This is a genomic window from Anaerobacillus sp. 63XJN7_5_ISO-PGPR-S23-430 (assembly GCF_056173695.1).
Map to the genome: position 1 here is coordinate 4,133,445 of NZ_CM149686.1, position 15,356 is coordinate 4,148,800.

19 protein-coding genes are annotated in these 15,356 nt (G+C 42.9%); 7 read left to right on the plus strand and 12 right to left on the minus strand.

Features of this window, described 5'->3' with window-relative positions; all coding sequences use genetic code 11:
- The first annotated feature begins 40 nt into the window (after nt 1–40).
- Nucleotides 41–1,498, plus strand: a complete 1,458-nt coding sequence (locus AC0VYJ_RS21300) for an aldehyde dehydrogenase family protein (protein ID WP_475366198.1) — start codon at nt 41–43, stop codon at nt 1,496–1,498.
- A 167-nt stretch (nt 1,499–1,665) separates the two neighbouring features.
- Complete coding sequence (locus tag AC0VYJ_RS21305) at nt 1,666–2,178, plus strand: GNAT family N-acetyltransferase (protein WP_475366199.1); 513 nt, start codon at nt 1,666–1,668, stop codon at nt 2,176–2,178.
- Between the two features lie 38 nt (nt 2,179–2,216).
- On the opposite strand, the gene AC0VYJ_RS21310 is transcribed toward AC0VYJ_RS21305, so the two are convergent.
- Nucleotides 2,217–2,513 (minus strand): DUF5327 family protein, encoded by a 297-nt coding sequence (locus AC0VYJ_RS21310; RefSeq protein ID WP_475366200.1) that lies wholly within the window; start codon nt 2,511–2,513, stop codon nt 2,217–2,219.
- Nucleotides 2,514–2,606: 93 nt separating this feature from the next.
- On the opposite strand from AC0VYJ_RS21310, the gene AC0VYJ_RS21315 reads away from it, so the two are divergent.
- On the plus strand, nt 2,607–3,155 hold the full coding sequence (locus AC0VYJ_RS21315) for a beta-class carbonic anhydrase (RefSeq protein WP_404683744.1): 549 nt from the start codon (nt 2,607–2,609) through the stop codon (nt 3,153–3,155).
- A 44-nt stretch (nt 3,156–3,199) separates the two neighbouring features.
- Here the strand turns inward: AC0VYJ_RS21315 and AC0VYJ_RS21320 are convergent, their stop codons facing one another.
- On the minus strand, nt 3,200–3,721 hold the full coding sequence (locus AC0VYJ_RS21320; RefSeq protein WP_475366201.1) for a type 1 glutamine amidotransferase domain-containing protein: 522 nt from the start codon (nt 3,719–3,721) through the stop codon (nt 3,200–3,202).
- A 179-nt stretch (nt 3,722–3,900) separates the two neighbouring features.
- Between AC0VYJ_RS21320 and AC0VYJ_RS21325 the strand changes: the two genes are divergently transcribed.
- Nucleotides 3,901–4,725 carry a TerC family protein gene (locus tag AC0VYJ_RS21325; RefSeq protein WP_194218275.1) on the plus strand — a complete coding sequence of 275 codons (825 nt, stop codon included), beginning with the start codon at nt 3,901–3,903 and terminating at the stop codon, nt 4,723–4,725.
- 37 nt (nt 4,726–4,762) lie between these two features.
- Here AC0VYJ_RS21325 and AC0VYJ_RS21330 read toward each other — a convergent pair whose 3' ends face one another.
- The gene (locus tag AC0VYJ_RS21330; protein ID WP_475366202.1) at nt 4,763–5,143 is read right to left on the minus strand and encodes a DUF1499 domain-containing protein; all 381 of its coding nucleotides are present in this window, start codon (nt 5,141–5,143) and stop codon (nt 4,763–4,765) included.
- A gap of 194 nt (nt 5,144–5,337) precedes the next feature.
- Here AC0VYJ_RS21330 and AC0VYJ_RS21335 point away from each other — a divergent pair, with 194 nt between their 5' ends.
- Nucleotides 5,338–5,685, plus strand: a complete 348-nt coding sequence (locus AC0VYJ_RS21335) for a YflT domain-containing protein (protein WP_475366203.1) — start codon at nt 5,338–5,340, stop codon at nt 5,683–5,685.
- Between the two features lie 56 nt (nt 5,686–5,741).
- Here AC0VYJ_RS21335 and AC0VYJ_RS21340 read toward each other — a convergent pair whose 3' ends face one another.
- On the minus strand, nt 5,742–6,230 hold the full coding sequence (locus AC0VYJ_RS21340) for a pentapeptide repeat-containing protein (protein WP_475366204.1): 489 nt from the start codon (nt 6,228–6,230) through the stop codon (nt 5,742–5,744).
- A gap of 228 nt (nt 6,231–6,458) precedes the next feature.
- Between AC0VYJ_RS21340 and AC0VYJ_RS21345 the strand changes: the two genes are divergently transcribed.
- Nucleotides 6,459–6,650 carry a hypothetical protein gene (locus AC0VYJ_RS21345; protein ID WP_098445502.1) on the plus strand — a complete coding sequence of 64 codons (192 nt, stop codon included), beginning with the start codon at nt 6,459–6,461 and terminating at the stop codon, nt 6,648–6,650.
- A 413-nt stretch (nt 6,651–7,063) separates the two neighbouring features.
- Here AC0VYJ_RS21345 and fumC read toward each other — a convergent pair whose 3' ends face one another.
- The 6 genes from fumC to AC0VYJ_RS21375 all read right to left on the minus strand — a co-directional run bounded on the left by fumC (nt 7,064) and on the right by AC0VYJ_RS21375 (nt 13,847).
- Nucleotides 7,064–8,452 (minus strand): class II fumarate hydratase, encoded by a 1,389-nt coding sequence (gene fumC, locus AC0VYJ_RS21350; protein ID WP_194218270.1) that lies wholly within the window; start codon nt 8,450–8,452, stop codon nt 7,064–7,066.
- A gap of 193 nt (nt 8,453–8,645) precedes the next feature.
- Nucleotides 8,646–10,598, minus strand: coding sequence for a TRAP transporter permease (locus AC0VYJ_RS21355; RefSeq protein WP_475367538.1), 1,953 nt, complete (start codon nt 10,596–10,598; stop codon nt 8,646–8,648).
- A 40-nt stretch (nt 10,599–10,638) separates the two neighbouring features.
- Complete coding sequence (locus AC0VYJ_RS21360) at nt 10,639–11,193, minus strand: DUF1850 domain-containing protein (protein ID WP_475366205.1); 555 nt, start codon at nt 11,191–11,193, stop codon at nt 10,639–10,641.
- Between the two features lie 38 nt (nt 11,194–11,231).
- A complete protein-coding gene (locus AC0VYJ_RS21365; protein WP_226615837.1) occupies nt 11,232–12,206 on the minus strand; it encodes a TAXI family TRAP transporter solute-binding subunit in 975 nt (324 codons plus the stop codon).
- A 236-nt stretch (nt 12,207–12,442) separates the two neighbouring features.
- Nucleotides 12,443–12,802: an SLAP domain-containing protein gene (locus AC0VYJ_RS21370; RefSeq protein WP_475366206.1), complete on the minus strand. Its 360-nt coding sequence runs from the start codon at nt 12,800–12,802 to the stop codon at nt 12,443–12,445.
- Nucleotides 12,786–13,847: an FUSC family protein gene (locus AC0VYJ_RS21375; RefSeq protein ID WP_283153281.1), complete on the minus strand. Its 1,062-nt coding sequence runs from the start codon at nt 13,845–13,847 to the stop codon at nt 12,786–12,788. The genes AC0VYJ_RS21370 and AC0VYJ_RS21375 overlap by 17 nt, the downstream gene beginning before the upstream one ends.
- 100 nt (nt 13,848–13,947) lie before the next feature.
- Between AC0VYJ_RS21375 and AC0VYJ_RS21380 the strand changes: the two genes are divergently transcribed.
- Nucleotides 13,948–14,574 (plus strand): DUF429 domain-containing protein, encoded by a 627-nt coding sequence (locus AC0VYJ_RS21380; protein ID WP_475366207.1) that lies wholly within the window; start codon nt 13,948–13,950, stop codon nt 14,572–14,574.
- Between the two features lie 24 nt (nt 14,575–14,598).
- On the opposite strand, the gene AC0VYJ_RS21385 is transcribed toward AC0VYJ_RS21380, so the two are convergent.
- Together AC0VYJ_RS21385 and AC0VYJ_RS21390 are read right to left on the minus strand one after the other, a co-directional pair.
- Nucleotides 14,599–14,793 (minus strand): hypothetical protein, encoded by a 195-nt coding sequence (locus tag AC0VYJ_RS21385; RefSeq protein ID WP_194218264.1) that lies wholly within the window; start codon nt 14,791–14,793, stop codon nt 14,599–14,601.
- Between the two features lie 55 nt (nt 14,794–14,848).
- Nucleotides 14,849–15,322, minus strand: a complete 474-nt coding sequence (locus tag AC0VYJ_RS21390; RefSeq protein WP_371017887.1) for a glutathione peroxidase — start codon at nt 15,320–15,322, stop codon at nt 14,849–14,851.
- Nucleotides 15,323–15,356: the final 34 nt, after the last annotated feature.

Here is a 15,356-nt window from a genome sequence, read left to right on the forward strand (position 1 = left end):
TCGGGAACCTTCTCTAACGTACACTAAAGGAGGATGACTCATGGCTAACACATATACGAAGCAATATATTAACGGTGAATGGGTTAAAGGTTCTAGTGACAAAACTGTAACAAATTATAATCCATTTTCCGGCGAGGAAATTTTTACATTAAATTCAGCATCTGAAGAAGATCTAGATAAAGCTTATAAAACGGCAAAAGAAGCACAAAAATCATGGGCACAGACAACACCGGGCAAGCGCCAACAAATTCTTGATAAAGTAGCGGCGCTTATGACAGAACGAAAAGAAGAAATCATTGATTGGCTAGTGAAAGAATCTGGCAGTACGAAAATCAAAGCAAATGTCGAATGGGCAGCAGCCACTCGCGTTGTAAAAGAGTCTGCATCGTTCCCATATCGTATGAAGGGACAAATCGCGCCTTCAGATACGCCAGGTAAAGAAAACCGCATATATAAAAGCGGAAAAGGCGTCATCGGTGTCATAGGACCGTGGAACTTCCCTCTTCACCTTTCCATGCGATCTGTTGCACCAGCGATCGCAACAGGTAACACGGTTGTTCTAAAACCAGCATCTGAAACGCCAGTAACCGCTGGGTTCTTAATTGCTGAACTATTTGAAGAAGCAGGACTTCCGAAAGGCGTACTAAACGTCGTAGCGGGACGCGGTTCTGAAATTGGCGATGCGTTCGTCACACACCCGATTCCGAAGTTGATTTCTTTCACAGGTTCAACCGAAGTTGGTCAACATATCGGTGAGCTTGCAGGTAAGAACATTAAAGAAACGGCGCTCGAGCTTGGCGGTAACAACGTGTTTATCGTTCTTGATGATGCCGATATTGATCAGGCAGCTGAATCAGCGGCGTTCGGTAAATTCTTGCATCAGGGTCAAATTTGTATGGCGATCAACCGCATTATCGTGCATGAAAGCATCCACGACAAATTCGTTGAAGCTTTCAAAGAAAAAGTAGCTTCACTTCAAGTAGGCGACCCTTCTGATGCGAAAACAGCTGTTGGCCCACTCATCAACAATGACGCAGTTGAACGCATTCAAGAGTCACTTAACGCTTCTCTTGAACAGGGCGCTGAGAAAATTCTTGGTGGCGAAGTGGAAGGTAACGTGATGCATCCGGTTATTTTAACAAACGTAACGAATGACATGCCGATCGCAAAAGATGAAATTTTCGGTGCTGTTGCGCCAATCATTAAATTTAGCACAGTAGACGAAGCGATCGAAATTGCAAATGGCTCTCCATACGGCCTTAGTGGCTCTGTTCACTCTCGCGACTTAAACCGCGGTGTTCAGGTTGCTCAGCAAATCGAAACGGGCATGGTACACATTAACGACCAGCCGGTGAACGATGAAGCACATATGGCATTCGGTGGTGAAAAAGAGTCAGGTCTTGGCCGTTTCGGTGGTGAATGGGCACTCGATAAATTCACAACTGTTAAATGGATTTCTGTTCAACAAGAACGCCGTCAATATCCATTTTTCCAATAAGCACATGAAAGCCCTCAATTCGTTCGAGGGCTTTTTTTCGGTAGCGTAAATTTGTTTGAATTTGAATTGGTTCCCCGGGAAATAGTGGTAAGAAGATATGTACGGCAATATTGTTGCTTTTTATTTTCATTTTTGAAAAAATAAGATAGAGAAAAGGAGATGGAAACATGATTGAAGTTCGTGAAGAAAAGTTACAAGATCATGAGGACATCTCAACCATATTACAAAAAGCATTTGGTGGAGAAGATGAGGTTAAGCTAGTCAGTAGGATTCGGGAGTCTGCGCACTTTGTTCCTGAGCTTTCGCTTGTCGCGCTACATAATCGACGGGATCCGGTTGGTTACATCCTTTTTAGTGAAATCACCATTTCAACAGAAAAAGAAAAGCTCACGTCCCTAGCCCTTGCTCCTGTCGCAGTCGTTCCCGAATTACAGGGAGAAGGAGTTGGGAGCATGTTGATCAAAGATGGCATGATGAGAGCTACTTCGCTTGGATATCGTCACGTACTCGTGCTTGGCCACCAGGACTATTATCCACGATTCGGCTTCACCCCTGCTTCTGAGCAAAACATTTCTGGTCCATTTGATGCAGGAGATGCGTTCATGGTAAAAGAACTTAAGAAAGACGCGCTAAAAGATGTTAGCGGAGAAGTTATTTATCCGAATGCGTTCGGCATTTAAAAACGGCAAACAAAAAAGCCGCTCTTTGGCGGCTTCGCTTAAAAATCAAAAATCGAGTCCTCGTTCGCATCATCGTCCTTCATCGGCTTTGATGAAAGCGACTGTTGAACTGGTGCGGCAGCTTGCTGCTGAAGCGGTTTAACTCCAGCGTTGGCGGCAGGCTTAGGCCTATGACTTCCCGATGCTTGGAGCAGCATGTCACAATAAGTTTTAATGGCAATCAGCTCTTCTCGAATGCCATCGACATCTGCATCATTTTCTTCCACATTGTATGTGAGCTGTTTCATTCGTGCATTCATTTGTTGAACCAGCTGATCAATTGGTATATCTTTCATATCGATAAACTCCTTTAAGTGAAGGATCTTTATCACTAGTGTACCAAACTGCATGCCAAATGAAAAAAATTAAAAGGACAAGGAGATAATATTATGGATACCCTTCATGAAGTATTAAAATTTAATGAGGAATTTGTCGCTAATAAAGAGTATGTCCCTTATGAAACAACAGGTCTTCCCGATAAAAAGATCGTGATCCTCTCTTGCATGGACACGCGTCTTGTAGAGCTTCTTCCACGAGCGATGAATCTAAAAAACGGTGATGTGAAAATCGTTAAAAATGCCGGTGCTGTCGTGAGTCACCCATTTGGCAGTATTATGCGTAGTATTCTTGTAGCCGTTTATGAACTTCAGGCGGAAGAAGTTTGGGTTATTGGGCATCATGACTGTGGCATGGGCAAAGTAGATCCAGATGAGCTGCTACACAAAATGGAAGACAGTGTAACAAAAGAAGTTGTTTCTTCCATGAAGCACGTAGGGATTGACCTTCACTCATGGCTACAAGGATTTACAACGGTTCAAGATGGCGTGCGCGGTAGCGTATCGATGATTGAGAATCATCCGCTTCTTCCAAAGGATCTTCCTGTTCACGGGCTTGTGATTGACCCTGCAACTGGAAAGCTGGATCGCGTAACAGAATAATATAAAAAGCTCACTCCTATTTTATGAGGAGTGAGCTTTTTATATTATTTCGCTAAAATATCAGCAAAGGCTTTTCCGTACTGTGGAAGATCTGGCGGGCGACGCGCAGATACAAGATGTCCGTCAACAACAACGGGCTCATCAATCCAAGTCGCACCGGCATTTTCCATATCATCACGAATGCCTGGCGTACTTGTCACTTTTTTCCCTTCTAGTACTTTTGCGGAAATTAATACCCAACCAGCATGACAAATCTGGCCGATTGGCTTCTTATTTTCTTCCATATGCTGAACCATTTTCAATACTTCAGGGAAACGGCGAATCTTATCAGGCGCCCATCCACCAGGAACAAGGATCGCGTCGTAATCGGCAGGATTAATATCTTCATAAGCATAATCGGCAACCACGGGAACACCATATTTACCAATATACTTCTCTCCTGCTTTCTCACCAACGTAATGTACCGTTGCCCCTTCTTCAATTAAACGATAGTAAGGGTAAATAAGCTCCAAATCTTCAAATTCATGATGAACAAGACTGATTACTTTTTTATTTTCTAAACGCATGTTTCCACCTCCACTCTTTACCTTATACCATTTTGGCATCATTTCAAAACGATAAAAGATTTCAAAGGATTTTCCGAGTGGAATCGTATATAGGATAGATCTACCTTTTAAAGCATGTATTTTCTAGTATGGGACTGTCCAACTGGGAATACTAATGAGAAGGTAAAGGAGAGATAACCATGGATGTTGGTCTTTTACTGGAATACGGGTGGGTGCTCATTGTTCTAATCGGTCTTGAAGGTGTGCTGGCAGCAGATAACGCCCTTGTCATGGCCATAATGGTGAAGCATCTTGACCCACAAAAACGTAAAAAAGCATTGTTTTATGGCCTTGGAGGAGCATTTGTTTTCCGCTTCGGTTCTCTCTTCATCATTTCCTTTCTCGTTGATATTTGGCAAGTTCAAGCCATTGGAGCGATTTATCTTTTGTTTCTCAGTTTAAATCACATCGTGAAAAAATTTTTACTCAGCGATCGAAAAGAGAAGAACAAGGAAAATCAAAAGTCCGAGGAGGGACCTGGTTTTTGGACGACGGTTTTAAAAGTGGAGCTTGCTGATATCGCATTTGCCGTGGACTCCATTCTAGCTGCTGTAGCGTTAGCTCTAACGCTACCTCATACAACGCTACCAAAAATTGGAGGTATGGATGGTGGACAATTTCTCGTTATTCTAACCGGTGGAATTGTCGGGCTAATCATTATGCGCTTCGCTGCTAATTACTTTGTGAAGCTTTTGCACCGTAAGCCAGGTTTAGAAACCGCCGCTTTCGTGATTGTCGGATGGGTAGGGGTTAAGCTTGCGATTTATACGCTCGCTCATCCAAACCTCGGCATTCTTGCTGAGGATTTCCCGAAAGAACCCGCATGGAAAATCACATTCTGGGGCGTTCTTGTTGCGATTGCACTAGGAGGCTGGTTCCTTTCTTCAGAACGAGAAGAAGACGACCGAGAAGATGAGAATGAAGATACACTAGAAGAAGAAAATGAGGAAGCGAATGACTTCTGATAAATCAACAACAGGTGCCACATAGGCACCTGTTGTTTTATGCTTTTTGAAATTCTTCTCTGATTTCATTCATTCGCTTCTTATTAACTCCCATATCTGAGTATCCAGTCCGTGAAGCAGAACGAAAGTGAATGCTCTCATTTGCTGTATCAATGTAAAACTCAATATCATCGACAAATTTAAACAGCTTTGATTTCTCCTCCGCTCTTATGTAGTTTTTCCTCTCTTCAACAATTTCTGTTCGCTTTCGATTGGTTAGGATTGTTTTTAATTTTGCGGTTGCTTCCTCTGCTGTCCCATTGTATGAAATAGGTTCCATCCCATGCTTCTCATCTGTGCTTTGACTCGACACACAATTTGGTTTATCTGGACAGGGAGCAAGCTTCCCTTCTTTTACGCCTAATTGTTCTGAACTCATTTCGATCGCCTCCTGATTGGATTGTTCTATTCTTTCTATACCCTATCACAATACCTTTTGAACTTATTATGCCTTACATTGCTATAATCACGCAGCACATTGATGTGTAATTTTCCCGTTTAGAACTTTTTCTGAGCGTGTATAGTACATGTGAGATTAAAAAAAGCAGAACAATCTTTGAAGGAGGCAATATTGTGAGTAGACCAGTAGTACGCGAATACCAGAATGATGAGAAATTAAAAAGCGACATTGAAGAGTTAGAAAATATCGGTGTAGCTAACGATGATATTTACGTGCTTTCCCATGACGATGACCGCACAGAGCGCGTAGCAGACAGCGTTGATGCGAATACAATCGGCAAAAAGGAAATGGGTCTCAGCAGCTTGAAAAATGTCTTTAGTAAGAAAGGCGACGAACTGCGCACCAAAATGCAGGAAATCGGCTTTTCCAAAGATGAATCTGAACGCTATGAAGAAGAAATGGACAAAGGTAAGGTTTTCTTATTTGTAACAGACACTGATAAAGTGAAAGAGTGGAAGTAAGAAGTAATGATTGATATAGAAAGAGCCGTTAATCTCAGTTGAGATCAACGGCTCTTTTATTTTTCGTTCTTCTCCTCATAAACCTTCAACAGCTCTTCCACCGAAATCCCATCAATTGTCATACCTTCTACCTCAGATTTCTCGATCTTCACATTTTTTAAGTTACAATCTGTTATCGTACTCCCATGCAGATCACAGTTTTCGAAAAGAATTGGCATGTGCTCCTCTCTTCTTCCTGCCGCAAAGTGATCTTCAGGGGGTAATCCGATATTACGAAAAACAGCCCCTCCCATTTGTGCATCTTCGATTTTAAGATCGCTAAGGTCAATATCTCGGAAAGAAATACCGCTCATATTCATATTTGTAAAGGTCGCTTCTACCATATAAGCGTCAGAAAAGATTGATTGTGCTAAGTTCGAATTCATGAAGTTTGCGTTCGTTAATTCAACTTGATCGAAAAGCGCCTTACGGAGACGTATTTCCTTAAACACTTTTCGCTCAAATTCTTCCCCAACGTTTTGCTCGCTCATATTCTTTTCAACCATTTCAAACAGCTCCTTTTTCATTTTTGATCTAGCTCTTCGAATACAACTTTCAATTGCAGAGGTGGAGCGTTCTAACATCGAAGCAATTTCCCCATCGAATAGCCACCCATATAGTAAAGAACGACAGGGGTAAGCTCACAGACCCCAAAATAAAATAGTTCTTCGCTCGTCTCACACTGCATATATTTGTAGGGCACTAAAAATATTTCTTTCAAAGGGAGTGCTGATATGTTGGATCGAACATTGCTTTTCGTAGCCGCTATGATTGCTGGGTTTGCATTACTTCGTTTGTCTGAGGCAGATTCATTCCTCGAGAGTCTTAATCCGGTCTTCGAAGTTGTTGGCTTTCTAGCAGCGCTGCTATTTGCACTTGTCTTGATCTACAAAGGCATCATGGCCATTTTACCTCGGAAAGTGTAAACGCTTTCCACTCCTGAAAGAAAAGCGAAAGTGGCCCGCTTAAAACCGTAGGATGTTGGAGGCTTTTAGAATGAGACGCTTTTTGTCTCAATCTAAAAGGTGAAACAGCCGGAGGTTTTGGGCCACTGTAGCTAGACATGAAAAGCGAAAGCAGCCCGTTAAAATCCGTAGGATGTTGGAACCTTTTAGAATGAGACGCTTTTTGTCTCAATCTAAAAGGTGAAACAGCCAGAGGATTTGGGCTGCTGTAGCTAGACATGAAAAGCGAAAGCAGCCCGCTTAAAACCGTAGGATGTTGGAAGCCTTTAGAATGAGACGCTTTTTGTCTCAATCTAAAGGGTGAAACAGCCGGAGGTTTTGGGCTGCTTTCGCCGTACAAAAAAGCGGGATCAAAGAGATCCCGCTTTTTCCTATTATTCTTTTGGTGCAATCATATCTTCAGGACGTACGATATCATCGAACTGCTCCGCTGTGAGCAAACCGCTCTCAAGGGCAGATTCACGTAGCGTTGTTCCATTTTCATGGGCTTTTTTCGCAATTTTCGCTGCGTTCTCATAACCGATATGTGGGTTCAAAGCAGTCACAAGCATAAGTGAATTCTTCAAGTAATCTTGGATCACTTCTTCATTTGGCTCAATGCCAACTGCACAGTTATCATTAAACGACTTCATGCCGTCCGCAAGGAGGCGAGAAGACTGTAGGAAGTTATAAATAATGACTGGCTTGAAGACATTCAGCTCAAAGTTCCCCTGACTTGCTGCAAAACCAATTGTCGCGTCATTCCCCATCACTTGGGACGCTACCATTGTGAGCGCCTCACTTTGTGTTGGGTTCACTTTGCCTGGCATGATCGAGCTTCCTGGCTCGTTAGCTGGAATTGTAATTTCTCCAATACCACAGCGCGGTCCACTTGCAAGCCAGCGCACATCGTTTGCGATTTTCATAAGATCAGCCGCTAGAGCTTTCAACGTACCATGGACATGCACTACTTCATCATGACTTGTAAGCGCATGGAATTTATTCTCAGCAGATGCGAACGTCTTGTCCGTCATTTTGCTAATTTCCTCGGCCACCATATCACCGAACTTCGGATGTGCGTTCAATCCTGTTCCAACCGCCGTACCCCCGATCGCAAGCTCTTTCATATACTTAACGCTCTCAAGTAGCATGTTTTCACATTTTACAAGCATGCGATGCCAGCCGCTAATTTCCTGTCCAAGCGTTAGTGGCGTAGCATCTTGAAGATGAGTACGTCCGATTTTAATAATATGTTCATTATCCTTCATTTTTTGATAAAGCGTTTCTTTTAATTCAATAAGGGTTGGATAAAGATGATCCTCAACAGAAAGTACTGCCGCAACGTGCAGTGCTGTTGGAAATGTATCATTGGAAGATTGGGACTTATTCACGTCATCATTTGGATGAACACGTGCTTCGCTTCCTTGTTGTTGTAAAAGTTCATTTGCACGGTATGCAAGTACTTCATTCATATTCATGTTGGACTGCGTACCGCTTCCTGTCTGCCACACAACAAGTGGGAAATGTTCATTATGATCGCCGTTGATCACTTCGTCCGCTGCTTTCACAATGGCTTCAGCTTTCTCATCTTCAAGCTTGCCAAGACGCTGGTTTGCAAGTGCTGCGCTCTTCTTCAAAATCGCAAATGCCTTCACAACCTCAAGCGGCATTTGTTCGTTACCGATCTTAAAGTTCTGCTTGCTTCGTTGAGTTTGAGCACCCCACATTTTATCTGCTGGTACTTTGATTTCTCCAATTGTGTCTCGTTCAATTCGATAATCCATTGTGATCCTCCTTCAGAGTATAAGCTAACAGGTTCCACTTCGATAAAAAGAAGGGAACTCCTTTCTCTTCAAACGAATTTCTATTTATGACGACGCTTTCATCATATCACACTCTTCTTCTACCGGGAATCAGCAGACCTTAGCGTTTTTCACATAAAAAAAGTCGCTCTCTTAGTAGGAGCGACTTTTCGATTTATGCATTCGCAACTTCTTTCTTTCCACCGTCCTGCTTGATCAAGAACTGAAGAGCTAACAGAGTGATAAATAGCCCGAGTCCAATAAGATCTGTAGAACCTTCTGGATAAATAAGCATTACGCCTGCCGCAACAGCAGCGATCCGTTCAACTAAAACAGTTCGACGGTACCAATAACCAATCATACCTGCGCCGATGCTAATCATTCCCGTTAATGACGTGAAAAGTACCCAAAGAAGACTTTGCCACGTTGTATCAATCATCATGAGCTCGGGTGAGAGCACAAAAATGTATGGAATGATAAACGCCGCAATCGCCAGCTTAGCTGATTGAACCCCCGTCCGAAGCGGCTCACCCCCTGATACACCTGCAGCCGCAAAAGCAGCGAGTGCAACCGGAGGTGTAATATCTGCGACAATACCGAAATAGAACACAAACATATGCGCCGATAGCTCGGGGACAGATAATACAATCAAAGCCGGAGCTGCAATTGTTGACGTGATAACGTAGTTTGCGGTCGTTGGAGACCCCATCCCAAGAATAAGGGAGGCAATCATCGTAAAGAAAAGGGTGAGCAACAAATTTTCACCAGAAAGCGAAACAAGACTATTCGCAAGCTTTAACCCAAGTCCTGTTAGAGTTACTACACCTACGATCATCCCCGCTGCAGCGGTTGCAGCCGCCACTCCAAGTGCGGTTCTTGCCCCATTCGCAAGGGCATCAATGAAATCACCGATTCCCATACGAGTTTCCTTATTAATTGCTCCAACGATAATCGCTGACAAAATCGCATAAAGAGCTGCACGCGTAACGGACGTGCCTGACATTAAGAAGAAGATAACAGCGACGATTGGAAAAAGAAGATAGATCCGCGCAAGTACAGCTTTTCGGTTTGGCATTTCATCTTCCGTCAAACCTCTTAATCCAATGCGCTTTGCTTCAAAGTGAGTCATGATCCAAATACCCGTAAAATATAGGAGTGCAGGAATCGCAGCCGCTTTGGCAATTTCCCAGTAGGTGATGCCACCACCAATAAATTCGACCATTAGGAACGCCGCTGCGCCCATAATTGGCGGCATAAGCTGACCACCTGTAGATGCTGCTGCCTCTACTCCACCAGCAAATTCCTTCCGATACCCAAGTCGCTTCATCATTGGAATCGTAAATGAACCTGAGGTCACAACATTCGCAACTGAGCTTCCGCTAATGGTTCCTTGAAGCGCACTTGAGAAAATGGCTACCTTTGCCGGTCCTCCAACCCGTTTTCCTGCGATAACGAGAGCAAGATCATTGAAGTACTGACCAACCCCTGTTTTGACGAGAAAAGCTCCGAAGAGGAGGAAAAGGAAAATAAATGTGGAAGAGACCCCAAGCGGCGTTCCAAGAATTCCTTCTGTCGTGTAGTACATCGAGCGAATAATGCGATCAATACTTAATCCACGATGCTGCAAAAACCCCGGCATATAAGGTCCGAAATAAGAGTAAAGCAAGAAAATAGACGTAATCACGGTAATCGGAAGCCCTACCACTCGTCGCGTTGCTTCAAGAACAAGCAGGATAGCTAAAAGCCCTACAATTAAATCAAGCGTTGTAAGGCGTCCAATCCGATACACAAGTTCATCGAAATTTAAAGGCCAATACATCCCAACGTAAACACCAATAATGGCTAGTAAACCATCATACCAGGCAACTTGAAACTTCCCTTTTGTCTTATTACGCAGCTTCTTTTTGGAAGCAGGAAATAATAGAAAAATTAGTCCGAGCGCGAACGCTAAATGAATGGATCGCTGAAGCTGTGCTGTAAAAACGCCGAAAATAGCTGTGTATAATTGGAAAACGGAGAAGCCTACGAGACCAACAAGTGAGATCCATCCGATTATACCTGTCAGCCTACGATGACCTGCTTCGGGATCGAATTTCGCCATTAATTCCTGCGTTTGTTCATCTGTCATCTGCTCTTTGTCTTGCTTCGTTTTCGGAGGCTGATCTTTCTCACTCAAGCACGTTCACTCCTTTCATCCACTGCCATAAACTGATTGTATCTGATTCAAGGTGAAGCCATGAACCAGGCTCAATGATCCGACTTAATTCAATCTCTTTATCTTGGACAAGAAGGACGTGATTTGCGACGACCTGACCCGTTCTCATATCAATAAACGGAAATTTCCTGTTCATATCTTTAATCTTGTATCCATCCTTATCCTGGACAAATCGTTCCCCTGCATCCGCATTTGAAGGCATTCCGATGGCAAAATTCTCGTATGAGAGTTCGTATTGCACAATCTCACCAGATTCAGATACATAATAAGACTCCTGAACAGGTGTTTTGTGCACAGAATGCGTATAGCGAATGTCGAAGTTAGCCGCATCATCCTCAAAAGGAACATATGCCAGAACTTTGCCTGACTCTCCTTTTTCGAGCGCCATCACAGGAAAAAATGGGTAAAGAAATACGACTAAAATAAGGGCAACTGCAATTGTCGTTTGGTACATGAATTGTTTCGTTGAATCGGAAGGTTTCATAGTAAGAAGACGCAGGCTTTTCACCTGCGTCCATCACATCCTTTTTTTGTAGATTCGCTACTTTACTCGACACCTTTTTCATCAAAGTATTTCTTAGCACCAGGATGAAGGTCAATGCCAACACCCTCTAGCGCTGTATCAGCTGTAATAAACTCACCTTTAGCGTGAGTAATTTTATCAGAGTTATCAAAGATCGCTTTCGTTACTTGATACACATAATCTTCATCAAGGTCTGAACGAGCTACAAGCATCGCAAGAACTGCGACAGTTTTCACATCACTTTCAAGACCGTACGTTCCACTTTTGACTGTATCTTCTGCATAATACGGGTGCTCTTCAATCAGCTTATCAATTTTATCCTGCTCGATTGGAAGAATGTTCACTGGCTTCACTGCAGACAAACCTTCTACTGCACCAGTCGGTGTACCAGAAGTAATAAAAGCAGCGTCGATTGTGCCATCCTGGATGCCTTCAGTAGACTCATCAAATGCAAGATGCTGAGCATCGATGTCTTCCATCGTAATATCATGAGCAGCTAGCACTTGCTCCGCATTCGCATATGTTCCACTACCTGGTGCTCCAACGGAAACTTTCTTTCCTTTCAATTCATCCACAGAAGCAATTCCGCTCTCCTGAAGGGTTACGATTTGAATCGTTTCAGGATATAGTGTTCCAATCGCCTGGATGTTGTCCACTTTTCCATCTTCAAACATTAACTCACCATTTGTTGCATATGCCGCGATATCTGTTTGAGTAAATGCAATATCCGCATCTCCATCTTGGAGAATTTGCATATTTTCAACAGAAGCACCTGATGACTGAGCATTGGCGCTTTCAATATCAGTTCCATCTTGAATTATATTTGCTAGTTCACCGCCAAGTGGGAAATACGTTCCTCCCGTTCCTCCCGTTAATAAACTAAGCTCTGAAGGAGATCCGTTTGCTTCTCCGTCTGAATCAGAACCTCCACAAGCTCCAAGCACCATCGCTATAGATAGTACAATAACGAATAAACTAAGTCTTCTTTTCTTTCCCATGCAACTTCTCCCCCTTTAATAGTTAGAAAATTTCAAATTTACTATATCATATTGTTCCTTTAATTGGTACAGGTTATTAGAACACCCTCTAAAAAGGAAAACTGTTATAAAACAAAAAAAGCCACATTTCTACTCGTTTCGTTTGCATTCGACTTTACCGATTCAAATCAATAACGTCGAATGAAAACGAAATATAGTAAAATGTGGCCTAAAATTTGTTTTCGTTTGTAAAATAATCAGGAAATACTCCAGTTCTTGAGAGAAGCTTGTCGAATCATCGTCTCTGGCGGAAAAATAAACGTCCATGGTACAGCTGAATGAGATGGAACGGTTAACTTATGGGTAAACCGTTCTGTTGCCACTAAGCGGTTATTTTCAAAATAAGAGAGCAGGCGATCATCTAATTTCCAATCACCCATACCATTTAGAATACAAACAGAAGCCAGCAGTTCATTTCGATGATTAAAAGCCACTCGAATTGGAACAAACTGAAGCTTTCCTTCTTGGATCGGGTTCTCTTCATAAATTTCCTGGATTCGTTTACGATCTTTGTCAGCTATCGTACGGTCCCACTTTTCTTCAAAGATCAGCGTCACGTTTTTCACCTCTGTTCATGTACCTACTCTCTTTTTCTTCTAGAATCGACAAATCATCAATCACATCATTCAAGGAAAGCAACTCAAATATCACAATCATTTTTCCTGTAAAATGATGGCGGGGGTCTGTCGCTTCATCTCTTGAATCATCAAGATCATGAAATAGCTGATCGAGCTTTTCAATGCTATCGATATGCTCCTGTGTCAGCTGCGTAGAAGGGTTATGAAAAGCTTTGGAGATCGAACGACCGGCTTCAATAATGATGCGATGATCTTCGGGATCGATGCCATTTTTCGTATCGGTAAATAGCATATTTCCAAGATGGTAAAGGATCTTCTGCAAGTATTCCAGTTTTTTAAGAACAACAGAAAAGGTGCGAACTTCATGAATGCTATGCCTGCGGTATTTCCACTCTTCCCGCTGATAGGCAATTAATTTGTATGTTCGTTCAAGGTCACGACTTAAGCGCTGATATACGAGTGTTTGTCTTTTGGCATGCGGAAGATCTGCGATAATTTGATCTAGTAAATCACCAGCGTTGCGGTACAGTCGCTTTACACCTTGATTGATCATAGTATGGAATTTCGGTGGCATAACAAAGTAGTTTACTGCTGTTGAAACAACAATCCCAATGAGCGTCGTACTCAACCTTCCTACAAAAGATATCATATACTCTCCTGATGTATCGGGAATCATCGCAACTGCTGTTAGCGTTGCAACAAGCATACCGTCATCAAGTCCAAGCTTATGACAGGCAATAAGTGTGAAGGTTGCGGCTAGCGCATAAGTGAAGGGTGATTGATGGAGCATAGATTCAAATAGCATTGCAAATCCAGCCCCGATTGCAGCGGCTGGAAAACGCACGATACCCTTTTTAATGGAATCCGATGCGGTTGGTTCGACTGTTACAATTGCCGTGATCACAGCAAAGAGAACAGGAAGGCCGAGCGCATCACAAATCCACGCCGTCAGAAATGCAGCTAGTCCCGTCTTAAGAATTCGTCCACCAACAAATTTAAATACTTTGTGCTTGATATCTATCATACGAATCAGTCCGTTTCTATTCCTCCATTATAACGTACACTACTCGTTTACATGAACCCATTTTCCACTTATTGTTTAATTAAGCGAAAGGAGAGATGTTATGAAACGCTTTATCGGAATTGATTTATCAGGACCATCCAATACAAAGGATACCTCTATAGCGATCTTCCATGGAGATGATTCCGCGTTTTCCTTTCATCAGCTCATCGAAGGGGCAACAGATGAGGACATTTATCAGCAAGGAAAGCTTACACATAACACAATCATTGGAATCGACGCCCCGCTTTCTTACCAACCAGGTGGTGGCGATCGACCTGCAGACAGAGCACTCAGAAAAGCGATCGTTAAAATCGGGATGCGAAGCGGATCGATTATGACGCCAACGATGACGCGAATGGTTTATTTAACGCTTAGAGGAATCTCACTCTCGAGGACGCTTTCACCACATGCTACTATTGTGGAAGTGCATCCTGGAGCCGCGATCGGTTTGCGAGCAGCCAATATCGAATCTATTCTCGCTTATAAATCAGAAATGGAACATCGCTATCAGCTAAAGTACTTTCTCGAGCAAGAGGGGGTAACAGGAATTCCAGAAAAAGCACTCGAATCAACGCATTCTTTTGATGCGTGTCTTGCTGCTTATGCTACGTGGAGATGGGAGCATGGTCGATCGGAATTTCTATACGAAGCCAAACCACCTTTCCATCCATTCGACATGAGCTGTTAATAGGTAATTAAAAAACCCTGCGCACTAATTGCGTAGGGTCTCATCAAAGACTTTTGGAACGACGTCGCGAACGACAATATATAAAGTGCTTAAGAAAAATGCTGTAATTGCCATCGCAAATGAAGGAAACACATCCCATTCACGGTCCATGCTCCATCCACTGAGCATCGCTCCTGAAAACGTGCCAATCATATAGCAAAACGGAATCCACCATTTCATTTTGATTTATCACCTCAGAAATGATATACCCCGTTTCGACAAATTCCGAACCTTTTTAGAGCATTTCCTCAATATCTTTCTTAATAGCGGCTGGTTCTGTCTTTGGCTCATAGCGTTTCACGACATGACCATCTTGATTTACGAGGAACTTCGTAAAATTCCAGGGAATGTCGCCGTGTTCAACATCTGGCGCTTCGTGCGTTAAATAGCGATAAAGAGGATGAGCATCGCTACCGTTTACATCGATTTTCGCAAACATTGGGAAACTCACGCCATAATTAATGGAGCAAAATTCCTCAATATCATCCTTCGATCCAGGCTCTTGCTCTCCAAATTGGTTACAAGGAAAGCCTAGAATTTCAAACGGCTTGTCCTCAAGCGACGTATACAGCTCCTGAAGTCCTTCATACTGTGGTGTTAACCCGCATTTACTAGCCGTGTTGACGATTAAAAGAACCTTTCCGCTATATTCTGATAGCGGCATGTCTTTCCCTTGAAGCGTTTCTGCAGTGAATGAATGCACACTCATTTTATCCCTCCTATTCGTTGTCTCACCTCACTTT